Consider the following 19,224-nt stretch of genomic DNA (forward strand, 5'->3'; position numbering starts at 1 on the left):
CGGCTCCCGGCTCCCGGCTCCCGGCTCCCGGCTCCCGGCTCCCGGCTCCCGGCTCCCGGCTCCCGGCTCCCGGCTCCCGGCTCCCGGCTCCCGGCTCCCGGCTCCCGGCTCCCGGCTCCCGGCTCCCGGCTCCCGGCTCCCGGCTCCCGGCTCCCGGCTCCCGGCTCCCGGCTCCCGGCTCCCGGCTCCCGGCTCCCGGCTCCCGGCTCCCGGCTCCCGGCTCCCGGCTCCCGGCTCCCGGCTCCCGGCTCCCGGCTCCCGGCTCCCGGCTCCCGGCTCCCGGCTCCCGGCTCCCGGCTCCCGGCTCCCGGCTCCCGGCTCCCGGCTCCCGGCTCCCGGCTCCCGGCTCCCGGCTCCCGGCTCCCGGCTCCCGGCTCCCGGCTCCCGGCTCCCGGCTCCCGGCTCCCGGCTCCCGGCTCCCGGCTCCCGGCTCCCGGCTCCCGGCTCCCGGCTCCCGGCTCCCGGCTCCCGGCTCCCGGCTCCCGGCTCCCGGCTCCCGGCTCCCGGCTCCCGGCTCCCGGCTCCCGGCTCCCGGCTCCCGGCTCCCGGCTCCCGGCTCCCGGTTCCCTGTTCCCTCTCCCTCCCGTGTCCTATACCATAGGCCTATGCGCCGCATCCTGATTCCGCTTTTCTTTTCCTGCCTGTGCGCGCCTGCTTGGGCAAACCTGACCTATAAGGTCGACATCGCTGCGCCTGACGAACTTAAAACCTTGCTGGCCAACAATCTGGAGCTGGTGACCCTCGCGTCCGATCCCGATATGGACGAGGCGACGCTGGCTGCCTTGCTGGGTGAAACACCGGCGGCGGCCAAACGGCTGCTCGAAACCATGGGTTACTTTAATGCCGGGGTCAGCGTGTCCCGGCCTGCTGCCGATGTGGTCGATGTGAGTGTGACCCCTGGCGCTCCTGCGCGCATCCATAGCCTCAATATCGACTTCACCGGCGCGGCGCAAGGTTCGACCGAGCTGGCAGGAGTCGAGGCCGAGCTTAAGGCAGACTGGCCTTTGCCGCTGGGGGCCGTGTTCACTCAGGATGGCTGGGATGCGGGCAAGAAGCTGGCGGTGCGTTTGCTGTCGCTACGCGCCTATCCGCTGGCCAAGCTCGTAGCTTCCCGCGCCGAGGTTAATCCGCAAACCGACGAGGTGAGCCTGAGCCTGAGTGTGGATAGCGGGCCGCGGGTGGAGTTCGGCAAGATTCGTATCGAGGGCTTGCAGCGTTATCCCGAGAGCGTGGTCAGGGGACAGGCCGATTTCATGCCCGGCGCGGTGTATAGCCTGGAGAAGCTGACCGCATTTCAAAGTGCGCTGGAGGAGGATGCGCATTTTTCCTCGGCGCTGGTGATTCCGCTGACTGGCGAGATCAAGGATGGCCTGCTGCCAATCTTGGTGCAAGTGGTCGAAGTGCCACGGCAAAAGGGTGAAATCGGTCTGACCTGGGATAGCGATGAGGGCTTTGGTACCCGCTTGGGGTACGAGCATTACAATATTTTCCGTCGCGGTTACACCGGTTCGGTGCTGCTGGACTGGAAGCGGAATGAAAATTCGTTGAATTTCGGTCTGGCCTTGCCGCGCACGCGTGACGGCTACTCGCATTCGGGCAATGTCGCCTTTAAAAAAAGCGAGGTACAGAATGTCGAGCGTGACACGGTCGAGGGCGGTGTCTGGCGGCTCAGGCAGCGCGGCGATATCGAGGCGCGTATCGGTGTCGAATATGTGCTCGACCGCGAAACGATAGGCGGGGTCGAAGACCGCAATAATCAGGCGGTGTTCGCGACAGTAGGCTGGACCCAGCGCAAGCTGGACGATGCCATGGACCCGCGCAACGGCTATTTGCTGGACGGACGCCTGTCGTCCACGCTGGGGCGTGCCTTGTCGGAAACGGCCTTTGTGCGCGGTCGCGCGCGCGGCGCCGTGTACTGGTCACCGGGCTTTATGCCCGGCACCTGGCTTGTGCGCGCCGATGTGGGGGAAGTGTGGGCGCAGCAAACCGACAAAGTGCCCTCATCCCTGCTGTTCCGTGCCGGCGGCGTCAATAGCGTACGCGGTTTCGAATACGAGAGCCTGGGCATTGCCGGCCCCAATGATTCGGTCTTGGGCGGGCGGGTGATGGCGACCGGCTCGCTGGAGTATCTGTTTACCGTTGCGCCGCACTGGCGTCTGGGTCTGTTCCACGATATGGGTAATGCCGCCGACAGCTGGAAGGGTTTTGAGCTGGCCCGCAGCGTCGGCTTCGGTGTGCGCTGGCTAAGCCCGGTGGCACCGATCGCCTTTGATCTGGCGCGTGGCGATACCGACCGCAAATGGCGCTGGACCATGAGTCTGGGCCTGCCTTTCTGAACGAATACCGATGATGCCGAATACCGAGCCGCCACCGCAGGATGTCCCTGCGCCCGAACCTTCCGCCCCGCGCCGGCGCTGGGGCCGGCGCATCCTGCTTGCCTTGCTGGTCGTCCTGTTTGCCCTTTTCGGTGCCGTGGGCTGGTTAACCGGCAGCGAAGCCGGCTTTGCCCGGCTGTGGCAGCTGGCGGCTCAGGCAAGTCAGGGTGCGCTATCTGTTGCCAGGGTCGAGGGCACATTGTGGCGCGGCTTCCAGTTGCAAGGCGTGCTCTGGCAGACGCCGCTTAAGCGTATCGAGCTGTCTCGTATCGCCTTGGATTGGCAGCCGGGCGCGCTGTGGCAGCGCAAGCTGATCATTAACCGGCTCGAGCTGGGCAGTGTGCTGCTGGATGACCGTAGCCCCGCCTCGGGCGAGCCCTTAAGCGCGCCTGCATCGCTTGCCTTGCCGCTGGATATCGAGGCCCGCCATGTGTCCTTGCAAAGCCTGAGCCTGCAGCCGCAGGCACTGGTGTTCCAGAGCCTGGCCGGCTCCTACCTTTATCAGGGTGGGCAGCATGCGCTGGCGCTGGAATCGCTGCATTCGCCCTGGGGCAGTGCGGCCGGTTCGCTGGCCTTGGCGGCCGACACGCCTTTTGCACTGGGCGGGCGGGTGGAGCTGGAGGGCGAACTGGATGGGCGCAAGGTGCAGGCCTATGCCAACCTGGGTGGCTCCTTGCTGGCGCCCACACTTGCGCTCAAGGGCGAGGCTACCGGGGTGGTGGCCGAGGTGGACGGGCAGTTTGTACCGTTTGCTCCGGTGATTTATCGCAAGATCAAAACCCTGTCGATACGGCTGGGTAATATCAATCCGGCCATGCTGTTTCCCGGTGCGCCGCAGGCGCAGTTGTCGATGGCGGTGGAAGCGCAGCCTGCCGGCGACGACGCGTTGTCCGGCGGTTTGTCGCTGATTAATGCCGCACCGGGCCCGGTGTCGGCGCAGCGCCTGCCCCTGTCGCTGGCGGTGGCGACTTTCCGTGTCAATCGGGACGCGCTGACGCTGTCGGATGCCTTTGCCAATGTGGCCGATGGCCGGGTCGGCATCGCTGGCGTCTTTACCCCGAAAGATTTCGATCTCCAGCTGGCGCTGGAGCGCTTGTCGCTGCGTGCCATTTCGGCGGCCGCCCCGGCGCAAACCGTGTCGGGCAAGGTCGCGCTTGGCGGTGAAAAAATGCGCCCCTTGCTGACGCTGGACTTAAGCGCCGACAAGCTGCGCCTGAATGGCGAGCTTGCCTGGTTGCGCGGCAAGGCCGAAGCGCTGGATATCCGCCGTCTGCGTGCGAGTACCGGCAACGGGGTGATGGATGTCAGTGGCCGGCTGGGTCTGGATGCCGCGCAGCGCCTGAGCTTGAACGGAACGCTCAAGGCCTTTAATCCGGGCGCGCTGGGCAAGGATCTGCCGCAGGGCAGCATCAATGCCAATCTGAACGTGGATGCCAGGCTCGCCGGTGCGCCGCAAGGGGATGTCAGCCTGATGCTGACCGCAAGCCAGCTCTCGGGTGCGCCACTGAGCGGTCGCGCCGAGGCGCACTGGCAGGCCGACCGCTTAAGCCGGCTGAATGCTTCTTTGCTATTGGGCGGCAACCGGCTGCAGGCCAGCGGCGCTTACGGCAAGCCGGGCGACAAGCTGCAGCTTTTGTTGCAGGCCGACAATCTGGCACTGCTGGGCCCCGCTTTTGCCGGGCGTGCCAATGCGCGCATTTTGCTGGCCGGCACCCCGGCGCAGCCCTTGTTCAGCGCCAGGCTGGATGCAAACGCCCTGCGTCTGCCTGGGGACTTGAGCATCGCCAGCCTGAATGCCGAGGGCGAATTGGCGGCCAGCGGCGCCAGCCCTTTCAAGCTGGATGCCAGACTCGCCGGTCTGCGCGCCGGCACACTGGACGTCGAGCAACTGATGCTGGCAGGCCAGGGGGTGCGTAGCCGCCATCGTGTGAGCCTGGATGGCAAGCTGCAACTGCAGGGCAAGCCCTTTGTCTTGTCGACCGAACTCAATGGCGGCCTGTCCGATGCCAGTGTCTGGCAGGGCACGCTGGCGCGGCTGACCGTGAGTGGCGAGCCTGCGCTGCAATTGCTGCAGCCGATAAGCCTGAGTGTGGCGGCCGATGCGGTGAGTCTGGGTGCCGGGCGCTGGCGGGCGCTGGACACCGACTGGACGCTGCAAAAAACGGCCTGGTCACGCGCCGGCGGCATCGAAACGGCTGGCAGTGTGCGCGGTGTGCAACTGGCTGCGCTGTCGCCCTGGCTGAGCCTGCCGCTGCAGGAAAACCTGGTGCTGGGCGGTGATTGGGCGCTGCGTATGGCCGGCGGCGTGCCGCAAGGGCAGGTGAATCTGCAGCGCGAAGCGGGCGATGTGCTGTTGCCGACCAAGTCCGGCCATCAGGCGCTGGGGCTCAGCAATGCGCGCCTGCAGGCACAGCTTGATGGCACAGGCTTGATCTGGCGCATGCAGCTATCCAGCGCACTGGCCGGCCTGAATGGCCAGGGTCGCATCCAGACGCTGGGCGGGCGTTATTCGGCGGCTTCTCCGTTGAGCGCCAGCGTGCAGGGCGATGTGCCTGCCTTGTCGGCCTTTCAGGGCTGGCTTGCGCTGGGGCAGACCATGGGCGGGCGGGCGACGGCCGATCTGGCGATCAGCGGCACGCTGGGTGCACCGCAGCTCTCCGGTCCGATCAGCGCCAGTGCGCTCGCCTTTAGCGACCGCCTCAACGGCATCGCCCTGAAAGACGGCACGCTGACTGCGCGCTTTGCCGGGCGTGAGTTGTGGCTGGAGCGGCTGACTTTCGACAATAACGACAGCCTGAGTGCTACGGGGAAACTGGCGCTGGTGGATGGCAAGCCCGCCGCGCAAATGGTGTTCAAAATGGATAAATTCCGCGCCATTTCCCGCCCCGGTCAAAGGGTGGTGCTGTCGGGCCTGGTCAATCTGAATCTGGATGACAAGGCGGTCGTACTGGATGGAGCAATCAAGATTGACCGTGCGCGGCTGGAAATGCCCAAATTCGGTGCGCCGGCACTGGGGCAGGATGTGGTGGTCATCGGGCGGGTGCAGCCGGAAGCAGGTGCAGCCAGCTTGCCGTTTGCCATGAATCTCAAGCTGGATCTGGGCGATAACTTCCGCTTTAGCGGTGCCGGTCTGGCCACCCGTCTGGAAGGGAATCTGCAGTTGCAAGCCAAGCCGGGTGAGGCGCTGGCCGTTTATGGCCAGGTCAATACGGTGGATGGGCGCTTCAAGGCTTATGGCCAGGATCTGGATATCAGCAAGGGCGTAATTTCCTTTAGCGGCGCCGTTGATAACCCTGGATTGGCGATACGCGCACTGCGCCGGATGTCGCCGGTCGGGGCCGGGGTCGAAGTCAGCGGTTCGGTGCTCTACCCCAAGGTGCAACTGGTGGCGGATGAGCCGATGTCGGAGAAGGAAAAACTGGCGTGGCTGATTTTGGGGCGTTCGGCTAGCAGCGGCGGTCAGGACGATAGCGCGCTGGCGGCTTCGGCCGGCGGTTTCCTGGCCGGTGCCATCAATGACAAGCTGGGGCTGTTCGACGATATCGGACTGACTTCGCGTAGCGAAAAAACGTTGGCCAACGGCACGGTCAATCCGGCCGAGCAGGTGGTGACACTGGGGCGACAGTTGTCACAGTCGCTGTATCTGGGCTACGAGTACGGCATTACCAGCGCCACCCAGGCGGTCAAAGTGGTGTACCAGCTCAGCAAGGGCTGGTCGGCGCAGGTCAAGGCCGGCACCACGGTCGACATCGAGAGCCGCTATACGGTGAGGTTTGATTGATGGGGAGCTCGGGACTGGGGATTCGGGTCTCGGGATTCGGTTCCCCGATCCCCGATCCCGGGTATCCGTGTTACAATCCGCCCCGGAAAGTCGACCAGACAGTCGCCGCGTGTTAAGTCACGGGGAGGAAAGTCCGGGCTCCATAGGGCAGGATGCCGGTTAACGACCGGGCGCCGTGAGGCGACGGAAAGTGGAACAGAGAGCAGAACCGCCGATGGCTGGGGGCTTCACCGCAAGGTGCAGCACCAACGCGACAGGCCAGGATACGCGCCCTTCAGGGTGTACGTCCTGCACCAGCGCTGGCTTGCCAGCACGCTGTCGCACGGCACAGGTAAGGGTGAAAAGGTGCGGTAAGAGCGCACCGCGTTGGTGGCAACATTCAACGGCAGGCTAAACCCCATCCGGAGCAAGACCAAATAGGGGTACATTGGCGTGGCCCGCGCTGTACCCGGGTAGGTTGCTTGAGCCTGTCGGTAACGGCAGGTCTAGAGGAATGACTGTTCAACGACAGAACCCGGCTTATCGGTCGACTTTCCACCCCATCCGGCTAATCCCGTCTAGCAGACGGGATTGTCATAGATCAGGTGCCTGGTCTTTGCCACTTTCCGCCGCCGGATAGTGCAAAAAACAGGCAATCGCCTCTCCCCCGTCCCGGCAAAAAGCATTACAATGGCGACCCTTCGCCGCCTGAACGCCGTTACCCGCATGCAAATCGGATCTTACCTGCTGAAAAACCAGCTGATTGTTGCACCCATGGCCGGTGTGACTGACAGGCCGTTTCGCATGCTGTGCAAGTCCATGGGCGCGGGGATGGCGGTGTCGGAAATGATCACCTCCAATAAGACGCTGTGGCACAAGGCCAAGACCTTGCGCCGTGCCGACCATAGCGGCGAGGTTGAGCCGATTTCGGTACAGATCGCCGGTGCCGATCCGGCCGAAATGGCCGAGGCGGCGCGCATGAATGTGGATCAGGGCGCACAGATTATCGACATCAATATGGGCTGCCCGGCCAAGAAAGTGTGCAATGTCGCCGCCGGCTCCGCGCTGATGCGCGACGAGGCACTGGTTGTCCGCATTCTGGAAGCGGTGGTGGGGGCCGTCGATGTGCCGGTCACGCTGAAAATACGCACCGGCTGGAGCCGCGAGCACAAGAATGCGCTCGCCATCGCGCGCCTGGCCGAGCAGTCCGGCATCGCCGCGCTGGCGGTGCACGGACGTACCCGCGAAGATCTGTATCACGGCGAGGCCGAGTACGAGACCATCGCCGCGGTCAAGCAGGCGCTGAGTATTCCGGTGATCGCCAATGGCGATATCGACAGCCCGGAAAAAGCGCGTTTCGTGCTGGAAGCCACCGGTGCCGACGCGATCATGATAGGGCGCGCCGCACAGGGCCGGCCGTGGATCTTCCGCGAGATTCAGCATTACCTCGATACGGGCGAGCACTTGCCGCCGCCGCGCGTGGCGGAAATCCGTGCGGTATTGCTGGCCCATCTGGACGAGCTGTATGCGTTTTACGGCGAGTACTCCGGTTGCCGCATCGCGCGCAAGCATATTGCCTGGTATACCAAGGCGCTGGCCGGCGGCAATGCGTTCCGCCAGGCCATGTACCAGCTGGAAAGCACCGAGGCGCAGCACTTAGCCGTGGCCGGCTATTTCGACCGGCTGTGCGAGGCTTCCGAGCGCCTGCAGTATATAGACGAACCTAGCAGCCGCCCCGTGCGTGCTCCCGAATAATCAAAGACAGCCGATACCATGCAGAATCACGAACACATTTCCCACTCCGTCAAACTGGCGATGGAGCAGTATTTCCGCGATCTGGACGGCGAAACGCCGACTGCGGTATACGACATGGTATTGGCTTGCGTGGAAAAGCCGCTGATCGAGGTGGTGCTGGTGCATACCCAGGGCAACCAGACGCGGGCAGCCGAGTTACTGGGGCTGAACCGCAATACCTTGCGCAAGAAGATGAAGGCTTACAGTCTGATTTAACAGATAAACCGGCAACCCCGTCAGGGCTTGCCGGTTTTTTATGGTGTGGCAGTAGACTCAAAGGGAATAGAAGCAGATGACCAAGATAGCACGCGCGTTGATCAGTGTTTCCGACAAAACCGGCGTTCTCGAATTTGCCCGTGCATTGGCGGCACAGGGTGTGGAAATCCTGTCCACCGGTGGTACCGCCAAATTGCTGGCTGACAATCAGGTACCGGTGATCGAGGTGTCGGACTACACCGGCTTTCCGGAAATGCTGGATGGTCGCGTCAAGACCCTGCATCCCAAGGTGCATGGCGGCATTCTCGGCCGGCGTGATCTGCCCGAGCATGTAGCCAAGATGGCCGAATTCGATATCGGCAATATCGACCTCGTCTGCGTCAATCTGTACCCGTTTGCCGCCACCATCGCCAAGGAAGGCTGCACCATCGAGGACGCGATCGAGAATATCGATATCGGCGGCCCGACCATGGTGCGCTCCGCCGCCAAGAACTGGGCGCATGTCGCCATCGTCACCGATGCGGCCGACTACGCTGCGCTGGCAGACGAGATGGCTGCCAACGGCGGCAAGCTGGCCAAGAAGACCCGCTTCGAACTGGCCAAGAAGGCCTTTACCCATACCGCCGCTTACGATGGCGCTATCTCCAACTATCTGACCAGTCTGGTGCCGGAAGCGATTACCGGCACGCCGGACCGCGTGGCTTTCCCGGATCGCCTGAATGCACAGTGGGTCAAGGTGCAGGACATGCGCTACGGCGAGAACCCGCATCAGGCGGCCGCGTTCTACCGTGATCTGGAGCCCGCCGCCGGTTCCATCGCCAATTACCGTCAGCTGCAGGGCAAGGAGCTGTCGTACAACAATATCGCCGATAGCGATGCAGCGTGGGAAGCGGTCAAGACCTTCGAGCAACCGGCCTGCGTGATCGTCAAGCATGCCAATCCGTGCGGTGTGGCCATCGCCGCCGATACGCTGTCGGCTTACCGTCTGGCCTTCGCCACCGATACCACCAGCGCCTTTGGCGGCATCATTGCCTTCAACCGTCCGGTCGATGCCGAAACGGTGGAAGCGGTCACCGGCCAGTTCCTCGAAGTGCTGATTGCGCCGGCGTTTACCGACGAAGCTAAGGCCATCATCGCCGCCAAGAAGAATGTGCGCGTGCTGGAGATTCCGCTGGAAGCCGGTGCCAACCACTACGAGCTCAAGCGCGTAGGCGGCGGCGTGCTGGTGCAGACCCCGGACATCCGCAACGTCGGCCTCGACGAGCTGCGCGTGGTCACCAAGCGCGCACCGACCGAGCAGGAAATGAAGGATCTGTTGTTCGCGTGGCGCGTGGCCAAGTATGTGAAGTCCAACGCCATCGTGTTCTGCGCCAACGGCCAGACCGCCGGTATCGGCGCCGGCCAGATGAGCCGTGTCGACTCCACCCGCATTGCCGCGCGCAAGGCGGCTGATGCTGGTCTGTCGCTGCAGAACGCCGTCGCATCTTCCGATGCCTTCTTCCCGTTCCGCGACGGCATCGATGTGATCGCCGAGCAGGGCATCAAGGCCATCATCCAGCCGGGCGGCTCGATGCGCGACGAAGAAGTGTTCGCCGCCGCCGACGAACACGGCATCGCCATGGTACTGACCGGCGTGCGCCACTTCCGCCACTAAGTTTTAACGCGGCAGCAACACCGCAGGTTGGTGTTGCTGCCATCAATCAACCTGTTTCAAGCCCGCAAGCGGGCCTGTGATGGCGGCATAGACCGCCAATTTGTTTTGGATTTTGTTTTGAAGAATAAATGGATTTCCGTTGCCGGTCTCTTGCTGGCGACGCAGGTATTCGCCGCCGATTGTGGCGAGTCTTCCGGCTGGCTGGATAAAAGCTGCCGCCGCGTGAGCCAGATCTGGAGCGAGGGGCAGACCGATATTTATATTCCCGGTTATGCCTATCATTTGCGCAGCATGTACAGCGCGGAAAAGATCGCCTCGTTCAACGAGCATGCCTGGGGCTTCGGCATGGGCAAGAGCATTGTGGACGAGGATGGCGACTGGCAGGGCCTGTATGCCATGGCTTTTCTCGACTCGCATAACGATGTCGAGCCGATTGCCGGCTATGCCTATCAGAAGATGCTGCCTCTGAGTGAAAACTGGCAGGTCGGCGGCGGCTTCACCGCCTTTCTGACCTCGCGCTCCGATACGCTGAAGAACTTTCCGGTGCCCGGTGCGCTGCCACTGGTCTCGCTGCAATACCGTCAGGCGGCCCTGATGATGTCGTATATGCCGGGCAGCAAAGGCAACGGCAATATCCTGTTTTTCTTTACCCGTTTCCGCTACTGAGCGGTGCGGGTCTGGCATCGCGGCATCAGGCTGCGATGCCCATTATTCGGACTCCCATGCTGAAGGACGTAGAGATGAACATACTGGTTATCGGCTCCGGCGGGCGCGAACACGCGCTGGCCTGGCGTATTGCTCAGTCGCCACGTGCGGCCAAGGTCTTTGTCGCACCGGGTAATGCCGGCACCGCGCTGGATGCGCGCCTCAGTAATGTCGCGATCAGCGATATTGCCGAACTGGTCGCCTTTGCCAAGGCAGAGAACATCGCGCTGACCGTTGTCGGCCCCGAGGCGCCGCTGGCTGCCGGCGTGGTTGATGCCTTCCGCGCCGCCGGCCTGCGCATCTTCGGGCCGACGCAGTACTGCGCGCAGCTGGAGAGTTCGAAAGACTTTGCCAAGGCCTTTATGCAGCGCCATGGCATTCCGACCGCCGGCTACCAGACTTTTACCGATGCAGCGGCTGCACGCGCCTATGTAACGGAGCGCGGCGCACCGATCGTGATCAAGGCTGATGGCCTGGCTGCCGGCAAGGGTGTGGTGGTGGCGATGACGCTGGAAGAAGCGTATGCCGCCATCGACGACATGCTCTTGGGCAACAAGATGGGTTCGGCCGGCGCGCGCGTGGTGATCGAAGACTTCCTCGAAGGGGAGGAGGCCAGCTTTATCGTGATGGTCGACGGCGAACATGTGCTGGCGATGGCCACCAGCCAGGACCACAAGCGCCTCTTGGATGGCGACCAGGGCCCGAACACCGGCGGCATGGGTGCCTACAGTCCGGCACCGGTGGTGACGCCCGAGGTGCACGAGCGCGCCATGCGCGAGATCATCCTGCCGACGGTGGCCGGGATGAAAAAGGATGGCCATGCCTATACCGGCTTCCTGTACGCCGGGCTGATGATAGACAAGGCCGGCCAGCCGTTTACCATCGAGTTTAACTGCCGCTTCGGCGACCCGGAAACCCAGCCCATCATGGCGCGCATGAAGTCCGACTTTACCGAACTGCTGGACGCTGGCATCGACGGCAAGCTGGATCAGGTCACGGCCGAGTGGGATGGCCGCGTGGCGCTGGGCGTGGTGCTGGCCGCAGCCGGCTATCCGGACGCGCCGCAAAAGGGTGCCGTGATCAGCGGCATTCCGGCGGCGACGGCCGACGGCATGGTGTTCCATGCCGGGACGGCGCAGAACGCAGATGGCGCCGCGGTGGTATCCGGCGGACGTGTGCTGTGTGCGGTAGGCCTGGGCGACACCGTGGCTGATGCGCAGGCGCGTGCTTATGCGGTTGCCGACCAGATCGAGTTTGACGGCTGCCAGCTGCGCCGCGACATCGGCTACCGCGCCATCGGACGCTAAAGCAGTAACCGGCCTGGCGCTTCTTCTCCCGTTACCGGGAGAGGAGGCGCCAAGCTTCTGTTGTCGGGTTTTACCATTTCCCGCTCCCCTCTTGCTGGCTATCCCCGTTACAATGTCGTCTTCATCAATTGGGCGATTTCATCTTGCAGATCAGAAAGTTTCCCGCCGCTAGCCTGCTGGCTCAGGCGCGTGCGGCTTACCGTGAGGGCGGGGTGATTGCCTACGCCACCGAATCCTGTTTCGGCCTGGGGTGCGATCCGCTTAATGCGCGCGCAGTGCGCCGGGTGATTACGCTCAAGGGCCGGCCCAACCACAAGGGCCTGATCGTGGTGGCTGCGAGCCTGGAGCAGTTGGCGCCGCTGATTCGCCCGCTGTCCGCTGCCGAGCGAGAAACCGTGATGCGTTACTGGCCCGGGCCGTATACCTTCTTGATTCCGGCCTCGCCCAAGGTATTGCCGCTGTTGCGCGGCCGGCACCAGAAAATTGCCGTGCGGGTTACGGCGCATCGTGAAACCGCCAGCCTGTGCCATGCGCTGGGCCCCCTGGTGTCGACCTCGGCCAATCTTGCCGGGCAAAAGTCGCTGCGCACCTCCGCGGCTTGCCAGCGTACTTTCGGCGACACGGTGTTGACCCTGCCCGGGCGCGTCGGCAAGCGGCGCAAGCCTTCTACCATCATCGATCTCGAAAGCGGCCGCGTGCTGCGTTAAGCCTCAAGGAATTACCATGCAGGAATTTTCCGTCGTCAGTCTCATTCTTCACGCCAGTCTGGTGGTTCAGCTGGTTATGGCCGGCCTGGTGCTGACCTCGGTGTTGTCGTGGGCGCTGATCTTCAACAAGATCGTTACCCTGCGTAGCGCCAAGCGCGATACCGAAACCTTCGAGCGCGCCTTCTGGAGCGGAACCGACCTGAACCGCCTGTATGAGGACGCCACGCGCAAGCACGAGCGTGGCAGCATGGAGAATATTTTCCAGGCCGGCTTTGCCGAATTTTTGAAGCTGCGCGGGCGCCCGGGCACCGAGCTGTCCGACATGATGGATGGTAGCCGCCGCGCCATGCGTGCCACCGCGCAGCGCGAGCTGGACATGCTGGAAAGCCACAATGCCTTTCTGGCTACCGTCGGTTCGGTCAGCCCCTATGTCGGCCTGTTCGGCACCGTGTGGGGCATCATGCATGCCTTTATCGGCTTGGGTAACGCCGGTCAGGCCACGCTGGCCACGGTCGCGCCGGGCATTGCCGAGGCGCTGATTGCCACCGCCATCGGCCTGTTTGCCGCCATTCCGGCGGTGGTGGCCTATAACCGCTTCGCCACCGATGTCGACCGCCTGGCGACGCGCTTTGATACCTATATGGAAGAGTTTTCCAACATCCTGCAGCGGCTGGCGACGCGCTGAACTCTCGGGATTTGGGACTCGGGACTCGCGGCCGAGTCCCTGATCCCGGTTCCCAGATCCCGAGTCCCTTATATGAAAGCCTCCATGACCGCTGCCCCCGCTCCCAATCGCCTGCTGCTGATTCTGTCCTTCTTCTGCCTGTACGTGATCTGGGGCTCGACCTATTTCGCCATCCGCATCGGCGTCGAATACTGGCCGCCATTCATGATGGCCGGGCTGCGTTTCCTTACCGCCGGCCTGGTCCTGATGGGGGTATTGCTGCTGACCCGGCAATGGGCGCTGCCGTCGCTGGCCGAACTCAAGGGCGCGGCCATTCTCGGCGTACTGATGCCCGGCGTCGGTAACGGGCTGGTGACGCTGGCGGAAAAGGATGTGTCCAGCGGCGTGGCCGCGCTGGTGGTGGCGACGGTGCCCTTGTTTGCCACCCTGTTCGCGCAAGGCTTCGGCCAGAAGGCAAGAAAGCTGGAGTGGGCCGGCATTGCGCTGGGTTTTGCCGGCATGGTGTTTTTGAATCTGGGAGCCAACCTCAGGGCCAGCCCCGAGGGCGCCATCCTGTTGCTGTTGGCCTCGGCCGGCTGGGCACTGGGCTCGGCCTGGAGCCGTCACCTCAAGCAGCCGCCGGGCATCGCCGGCAGCGCGTGGATGATGGTGTTCGGCGGCGGCTCGCTGTTGATCGCCAGCCTGCTCAAGGGCGAGGCGCTGACCGCCATGCCCCCACTGGAAGGCTGGCTGGCCGTCGGCTATCTGGTGCTGTTCGGCTCTATTGTCGCCTATAGCGCCTACCTGTACCTGCTGAAAAACGTCTCCGCTGCCGCTGCCACCAGCTACGCTTATGTGAATCCGATTATCGCGGTGCTGTTGGGCGTGGCCTTTCTGGGTGAACACGTTGGTCTGCACGAAATGGTGGCGATGGCCATCATCGTCACTGCGGTGGTACTGATTAGCTGGAAGAAGGGATGATGGATGAAGTTCAGGGCGCAGTTCGCCCTGAACTACTGAATATTTAGCGCTTCACCAGATCGTTTGGTGGTGGAGGGGGCTGCTCTCTTTGCTAAGTGGCCATTGCTGCCAACAGATCTGGTGAACCGGGTAAGCCAAGAGAGATCGTCACAGAGCCAGCTTGCACTCGCTCACGGCGCGTTTTCCTGCGCCTTCCTCGACCATTCTTAGCCCTGCGCCACCAACGAGGACGCCCATTTTGATGTATTGCTCCACAAAGTAATTTTTACCCGGGTTGGCGACAAATGAAATGGAGTTGTCGCTGAATTCAGATTCAGTCGAAATGGTGTGCTTGCCTGGTGGGATTTGCCTGTAGAAATAGACCTTGTTGGCTGTCTCGCCTATTGCCACATCGTTGATGGATACTGTTTTTTTGAGAGCTTGGCCAACGAAAGTATTTCTGTAGATATACAGACCCGCCTTGTCTTTAGGAGGTTCGTTGAATTGCTTCAATGCAGTGTCCTTTTCCGCCGGAGCCATCGCGACCGAAGCGCAACCGGAAAAAAGGCAAGCTACAACAACTGATAACAAAATCGATTTAATCTTCATCGTCGTATCTCATAACAGAATGATAGAAGACGTTTATTTTATAGGCATATTAATGGTGCGGCTATCCGCACAGTATCGTCAAAGCCTGATTGGAATTGCCCATGAGTTGCCTCCTGCCGATATACGGCAGTGGGTAGGGTTAATCCAGCGCTGAGATGCAGGTGGTGGATTGCGGATGCATTACCCTTACCCTCCCTTGGCTACCACCTCATCGGCAAGCCGCTTTCACCGCCCAGTGCAGCTCACCGGCTTTCACAGGAGGCAGATATGGACATCATCAGCAACCATCCTCAGATCGAGCAGATTCTCGGGGTCTGGAAAGAGCAGATCGGCGAGACCTACGACGGCTACCGCGGGCATGTGTACCGGATGTTCAACTGCTGCCTGGCGCTCCGGGACTGTTCGGAAGAGGAGGTGCGCAAACTGGCGATTGCGGCTGCTTTCCACGATATCGGCCTGTGGTCGGCACATACGGCGGATTATTTGCCGCCTTCAGTTGCGCAGGCGCAGAAATGGCTGGCCGAAAATGGCTTGTCGGACTGGGCTGAAGAAATCAGCCTGATGATAGATATGCACCACAAGATCCGTCCCTGGCGCGACCCGAAATACCCGCTGGTCGAGGTGTTCAGGCAGGGCGATCTGGTCGATTTTTCGCTCGGATTTTTCAAGTTTGGGCTGCCATCAGCTTATGTTTCCCGGCTGAAGGCAGAGATTCCCAATGCCGGCTTCCACAAGTTCCTGCTCTCTGGCGCCAAAGACTGGTTCTGCCAGCATCCGCTCAGCCCGCCGCCATTCATGAAGTGGTGAGTGTCTTCTTTCCATCATCGTTTGTCGGCGCTGCGGCGGGAGTCATTCCGGAGCGGCAAAGCGGTAGTGGCGATGGTGTGGTCCGTTCCTGCTGGATGGCAACTGTGGCGTGATTGTTGCAGTGCTCCATGATTTCAGCATGATTTTTTACATTTACCAGCATGTATTTTTAAAAAATAAATAACTATGCCTTATAGTTTTTGCAGAGCATGTGCAAGGAGAGCGGCATGGTAAAGCAAAGACAGTGGCAGCGGTTGAGTACTCGAATCACTCTGGTTGCCGGGTTGGCCATTTTTACCGGCTTTGCGGTGATGATAGGTTTGATCAGCACCAGCAGTTACCGGTCGGCGCTGGAGCAGGGGCACGAAGCGGCGCGCGAGCAATCTGCCGATTTTGCCAAGGATGTCAGCAGCAAGCTCGAGCGCGGCATGACCGTAACCGGCCAGGTGGCCAACACCGTGGCCGGCATCCGCAGCGTCGGCATCCCAGACCGCAAGCAGACGACGGCGGTGCTGATCGAGACCCTCAGGCGCAACCCGGACGCTATCGGCATCTGGATGCTGTGGGAGCCGAATGCGTTTGACGGCAACGACGCCGCTTTCCGGCTGGACTGGCCCCGGCATGACCCGACCGGCCGCTACATGCCTTATGTGGTGCGCTCTGCAGGCCAGATCAAGATCGACCAGATGGTGCCGGTCGAAGATAGCCAAAAATTTGAACAGTTCCGCGACAATGCTGCGGCGTACCAGCCCTTCTACGAGAAGTCGCCGGGCGGTGATTTTTACCTGCAGCCCAAGGCGCGCAAGAAGGACACCCTGACCGAGCCGTTTTTCTACGCGGTCGATGGCAAGCAGGTGCTGGAGAGCTCAATGGTGACGACTGTTGTGGACGATGCCGGCCGCTTTCTCGGCGTGGTGGGGATGGATCTGGCCTTGTCCGACCTGCAGAAAGAATTCGGCGCCGTCCGCATCCACGACAGCGGTTACTTGACCGTGTTGTCCGAGGGTGGCTTGTACGTTGTCAGTCAGGATGAGCAGCAATTGGGCAAGCCTGTTGCGAATGGTAGTGCACTGGCGGCGCATCTGGCCACGCTGAAGCAAGGCAAGCCATTCAGTTATGAAGAGGGGGCATTCACCCACTTCTACCAGCCGATTTCCATCGGCAAGACCGGGCAGTACTGGTCGGTGGGCGTCAGCATTCCGACGGCGGCGATTACCGCGAGCGCTGTCTCCCAGCGCAATCTGGCGATGCTGATTGGCGGCGTATCACTACTGGTAATTCTTGCCTTGCTGGCACTGCTGGTTCGCCGGCAGACGGCTGCGCTGAATGTGCTGGCTGATTCGATGGAGCAGTTGGCGTCGGGCAAGGGCGATCTGACCGCACGTATCGAAGTGAGTAATCGCGACGAGATTGGCCGCACGGCCGATGCCTTCAACCGCTTTATCGCCAGCCTGCGCGACATGTTTGTCGAGGTACGGGAACAGAGCCTGGCGGTGAGTGCCGGCACGCGGCACATCAGCGAGGCGGTCGAGCGGGTCGAGCAGGCCTCCACCTCGCAGTCGGATACCGCCAGCGCGACCGCTGCGAGCGTCGAGCAGGTGACGGTCAGCGTCCAGCAGATTGCACAGATCAGTTCCGATGCAGAGCAGTTGGCGGAAGAAACCGGACAACTGAGCCGTTCCAGTGTTGACGCTGTGAGCCGGGTCAGTGCGGAGGTTTCGCACGTCAACCAGACCATGCAAGCCTTGAGCGAGCGCATGGAGGAACTGGGGCGCCGCTCGCAGGAGGTGAACACCATCGTGCGGGTGATTCAGGATATTGCCGACCAGACCAATTTGCTGGCCCTGAATGCTGCGATCGAGGCCGCGCGTGCGGGAGAATCCGGCCGCGGCTTTGCCGTGGTCGCCGATGAGGTGCGCAACCTGGCCGGTCGCACTGCCAATGCCACCGTCGAGATTTCGCGCATTGTCAGCGCTATCGGCAAGGAAACCCGGGATGCGGTCGCGGATGTCGAGCTGACCCGCAATCGGGTAAGCAACTCGGTGGCTATCGCTGGCGAAGCCAATCAGGCCATTCTCGATATCTCGGCGCGCAACGGGCAGTTGCTTGGCCGGGTGGAAGAGATTGCCGCCTCTACGCGCGAACAGTCGTCTGCCAGCAATGAGATTGCGCGCAATATTGAACAGATCAGCAGTATGGCGCAGTCAAATAACGAGGTGGTCATCGAAGTGGGTGGGGCATTGGATGAATTGCGTGAGATGGCTGGACGCCTGGAGACCATAGTGGGCTCGTTCAGAGTCTGATACGCCGAATTGGCGGTGTTGCGGCTGCCCGGGAGGTGGGGAAAGCTTGGGCAATATGGGGCGTGGCCGGCTACAGGCATGGGGGCTGGCCGCCCCTGCTTCGCCATCAGCGGGTCGCGCCCGTAACCTGCCATCCCCTACAACCCCTTCCACAGCGGCAAGCCGCCTGCCACCTTGTCCCACTCGAAGCAGGGCCCCGGGTCGGTCTTGCGGCCGGGGGCGATATGCTCGTGGCCGGTGATGGCCACCAGCGGCAGCGTGTCGCTTAGCCGCGCGATCAGCCGGTTCAGCGTCGCATACTGCGCCTCACAAAACGGCTCGAAGTCCGAGCCTTCCATTTCTACCCCGATCGAAAAATCATTGCAGCATTCGCGTCCGGCAAAGCTGGATACGCCGGCATGCCAGGCGCGCCGTGTCACTGGCACGAACTGCAAGAGCTCGCCGTCGCGGCGGATAAAGAAATGCGCCGACACCCGCAAGTGGGCGATGGTGGTGTAGTAAGGATGTTCGGCCGGGTCCAGCGTGTTGGTGAATAGCTGGACGACGCCATCGCCGCCGTATTCATTGGGCGGCAGGCTGATATTGTGGATCACCAGCAAGCTGGGCTGCGTGTCCGGGGCGTAGTCGTTACAATTGGGAGAAGGCAGGCAGCGTGCCTGCTCCAGCCAGCCATCAGCGGTTAGTGTCAGTGCGGTATCTTGGTGCATGGTGGTCATGTGCCCATTATTACGGCTCGGGCTGGCCAATTTAGCCGAAATTGCTGCCGCAGTCTGCCAGAGTACAAGCCGGCATTCTTTTCCATTCTTCTCAAGCGCAGGAAAACACCATGTTGCCACTGAATGCACTGGGCCCGACCGGGCCTTCTTTTGATCAGCCACTGGAAATGCTGGAAGCCTGCCACGACAAGATCCGCCGTTTTTGCGACCAGCTGGAAAAGCTGCCGGCCTATGTGGCCGCGCATGGGGTGAACGAGGTGGTGGTGAATACGGTGGATGCGGTGGTGCGTTACTTCGATATCGCCGGCCCGCAACACCATCAGGATGAAGAGGACGAGCTGTTTCCGCTGTTGTGGCAGAAAGTGCCTGCCGCATTGCCGCGGCTGGAGCAGTTGCAGGCCGAACACGGCTATCTGCTGTCGCGCTGGGAGGCGATACGCGATGATTTGCTGGCGCTGCGCAATGGCGACGCCACCGCCGTCAGCCGTATCGATGTGGTCGATTTCGTGCGCCTGTACCGCGAGCATGCCGTGATGGAAGAAGCCTGGCTGTTTCCGCTGGCTGCCGCCAGCCTGAGCGAAGAGGAAATGCGTGCCGCCGGCCAGCATATGGCCGCGCGCAGACAGGGGTAAGAGTAGGGAGTAGGG

The 19,224-nt window shown here is 62.2% G+C and carries 15 protein-coding genes and 1 other RNA gene; 14 read left to right on the top strand and 2 right to left on the bottom strand.

From position 1 onward, the window contains the following. Positions 1-605: 605 nt before the first annotated feature. The 11 genes from GQF02_RS03465 (at position 606) to yedA (ending at position 14,163) form a co-directional block, all read left to right on the top strand. The gene (locus GQF02_RS03465) at positions 606-2,336 is read left to right on the top strand and encodes an autotransporter assembly complex protein TamA (RefSeq protein ID WP_160794859.1); all 1,731 of its coding nucleotides are present in this window, start codon (positions 606-608) and stop codon (positions 2,334-2,336) included. A 10-nt stretch (positions 2,337-2,346) separates the two neighbouring features. Further along, the gene (locus GQF02_RS03470) at positions 2,347-6,156 is read left to right on the top strand and encodes a translocation/assembly module TamB domain-containing protein (RefSeq protein WP_160794861.1); all 3,810 of its coding nucleotides are present in this window, start codon (positions 2,347-2,349) and stop codon (positions 6,154-6,156) included. 86 nt (positions 6,157-6,242) lie between these two features. Continuing rightward, positions 6,243-6,694: RNase P RNA component class A (gene rnpB, locus GQF02_RS03475), an RNA gene on the top strand. A 167-nt stretch (positions 6,695-6,861) separates the two neighbouring features. Further along, the gene (dusB, locus tag GQF02_RS03480; protein WP_160794973.1) at positions 6,862-7,890 is read left to right on the top strand and encodes a tRNA dihydrouridine synthase DusB; all 1,029 of its coding nucleotides are present in this window, start codon (positions 6,862-6,864) and stop codon (positions 7,888-7,890) included. A gap of 18 nt (positions 7,891-7,908) precedes the next feature. Beyond that, positions 7,909-8,145, top strand: coding sequence for a helix-turn-helix domain-containing protein (locus tag GQF02_RS03485; RefSeq protein ID WP_124735051.1), 237 nt, complete (start codon positions 7,909-7,911; stop codon positions 8,143-8,145). A 76-nt stretch (positions 8,146-8,221) separates the two neighbouring features. Then, positions 8,222-9,799 carry a bifunctional phosphoribosylaminoimidazolecarboxamide formyltransferase/IMP cyclohydrolase gene (gene purH, locus GQF02_RS03490; protein WP_160794863.1) on the top strand — a complete coding sequence of 526 codons (1,578 nt, stop codon included), beginning with the start codon at positions 8,222-8,224 and terminating at the stop codon, positions 9,797-9,799. Between the two features lie 117 nt (positions 9,800-9,916). Beyond that, positions 9,917-10,465: a lipid IV(A) palmitoyltransferase PagP gene (gene pagP / locus GQF02_RS03495; RefSeq protein ID WP_160794865.1), complete on the top strand. Its 549-nt coding sequence runs from the start codon at positions 9,917-9,919 to the stop codon at positions 10,463-10,465. Positions 10,466-10,539: 74 nt separating this feature from the next. After that, on the top strand, positions 10,540-11,811 hold the full coding sequence (gene purD / locus GQF02_RS03500) for a phosphoribosylamine--glycine ligase (RefSeq protein ID WP_160794867.1): 1,272 nt from the start codon (positions 10,540-10,542) through the stop codon (positions 11,809-11,811). 143 nt (positions 11,812-11,954) lie between these two features. Further along, positions 11,955-12,518 carry an L-threonylcarbamoyladenylate synthase gene (locus GQF02_RS03505; protein ID WP_220789310.1) on the top strand — a complete coding sequence of 188 codons (564 nt, stop codon included), beginning with the start codon at positions 11,955-11,957 and terminating at the stop codon, positions 12,516-12,518. 16 nt (positions 12,519-12,534) lie between these two features. Next, entirely contained in the window at positions 12,535-13,203 is a 669-nt protein-coding gene (gene tolQ / locus GQF02_RS03510; protein ID WP_124735055.1) for a protein TolQ, read from the top strand. 84 nt (positions 13,204-13,287) lie between these two features. Further along, a complete protein-coding gene (yedA, locus tag GQF02_RS03515; protein WP_124735056.1) occupies positions 13,288-14,163 on the top strand; it encodes a drug/metabolite exporter YedA in 876 nt (291 codons plus the stop codon). A gap of 147 nt (positions 14,164-14,310) precedes the next feature. On the opposite strand, the gene GQF02_RS03520 is transcribed toward yedA, so the two are convergent. Next, complete coding sequence (locus tag GQF02_RS03520) at positions 14,311-14,751, bottom strand: DUF2846 domain-containing protein (RefSeq protein ID WP_160794869.1); 441 nt, start codon at positions 14,749-14,751, stop codon at positions 14,311-14,313. A 267-nt stretch (positions 14,752-15,018) separates the two neighbouring features. On the opposite strand from GQF02_RS03520, the gene GQF02_RS03525 reads away from it, so the two are divergent. Then, positions 15,019-15,558, top strand: coding sequence for a hypothetical protein (locus GQF02_RS03525; RefSeq protein WP_160794871.1), 540 nt, complete (start codon positions 15,019-15,021; stop codon positions 15,556-15,558). 227 nt (positions 15,559-15,785) lie between these two features. Continuing rightward, entirely contained in the window at positions 15,786-17,861 is a 2,076-nt protein-coding gene (locus GQF02_RS03530; RefSeq protein ID WP_160794873.1) for a methyl-accepting chemotaxis protein, read from the top strand. Between the two features lie 137 nt (positions 17,862-17,998). Here GQF02_RS03530 and ampD read toward each other — a convergent pair whose 3' ends face one another. Then, on the bottom strand, positions 17,999-18,568 hold the full coding sequence (gene ampD, locus GQF02_RS03535; RefSeq protein ID WP_160794977.1) for a 1,6-anhydro-N-acetylmuramyl-L-alanine amidase AmpD: 570 nt from the start codon (positions 18,566-18,568) through the stop codon (positions 17,999-18,001). A 119-nt stretch (positions 18,569-18,687) separates the two neighbouring features. Here ampD and GQF02_RS03540 point away from each other — a divergent pair, with 119 nt between their 5' ends. Beyond that, entirely contained in the window at positions 18,688-19,209 is a 522-nt protein-coding gene (locus GQF02_RS03540; RefSeq protein ID WP_124735060.1) for a hemerythrin domain-containing protein, read from the top strand. The last annotated feature ends 15 nt before the right edge of the window (positions 19,210-19,224 follow it).

The organism is Craterilacuibacter sinensis (assembly GCF_009831765.1).
Taxonomy (GTDB): domain Bacteria; phylum Pseudomonadota; class Gammaproteobacteria; order Burkholderiales; family Chromobacteriaceae; genus Craterilacuibacter; species Craterilacuibacter sinensis.

Coding starts and splice junctions, on each gene's coding strand:
- GQF02_RS03520 (WP_160794869.1), bottom strand. CDS start 14,751: ATGAAGATTAAATCGATTTTGTTATCAGTTGTTGTAGCTTGCCTTTTT.
- GQF02_RS03540 (WP_124735060.1), top strand. CDS start 18,688: ATGTTGCCACTGAATGCACTGGGCCCGACCGGGCCTTCTTTTGATCAG.
- GQF02_RS03465 (WP_160794859.1), top strand. CDS start 606: ATGCGCCGCATCCTGATTCCGCTTTTCTTTTCCTGCCTGTGCGCGCCT.
- GQF02_RS03470 (WP_160794861.1), top strand. CDS start 2,347: ATGATGCCGAATACCGAGCCGCCACCGCAGGATGTCCCTGCGCCCGAA.
- GQF02_RS03530 (WP_160794873.1), top strand. CDS start 15,786: ATGGTAAAGCAAAGACAGTGGCAGCGGTTGAGTACTCGAATCACTCTG.
- purD (WP_160794867.1), top strand. CDS start 10,540: ATGAACATACTGGTTATCGGCTCCGGCGGGCGCGAACACGCGCTGGCC.
- ampD (WP_160794977.1), bottom strand. CDS start 18,568: ATGCACCAAGATACCGCACTGACACTAACCGCTGATGGCTGGCTGGAG.
- GQF02_RS03485 (WP_124735051.1), top strand. CDS start 7,909: ATGCAGAATCACGAACACATTTCCCACTCCGTCAAACTGGCGATGGAG.
- yedA (WP_124735056.1), top strand. CDS start 13,288: ATGACCGCTGCCCCCGCTCCCAATCGCCTGCTGCTGATTCTGTCCTTC.
- GQF02_RS03525 (WP_160794871.1), top strand. CDS start 15,019: ATGGACATCATCAGCAACCATCCTCAGATCGAGCAGATTCTCGGGGTC.
- tolQ (WP_124735055.1), top strand. CDS start 12,535: ATGCAGGAATTTTCCGTCGTCAGTCTCATTCTTCACGCCAGTCTGGTG.
- dusB (WP_160794973.1), top strand. CDS start 6,862: ATGCAAATCGGATCTTACCTGCTGAAAAACCAGCTGATTGTTGCACCC.
- purH (WP_160794863.1), top strand. CDS start 8,222: ATGACCAAGATAGCACGCGCGTTGATCAGTGTTTCCGACAAAACCGGC.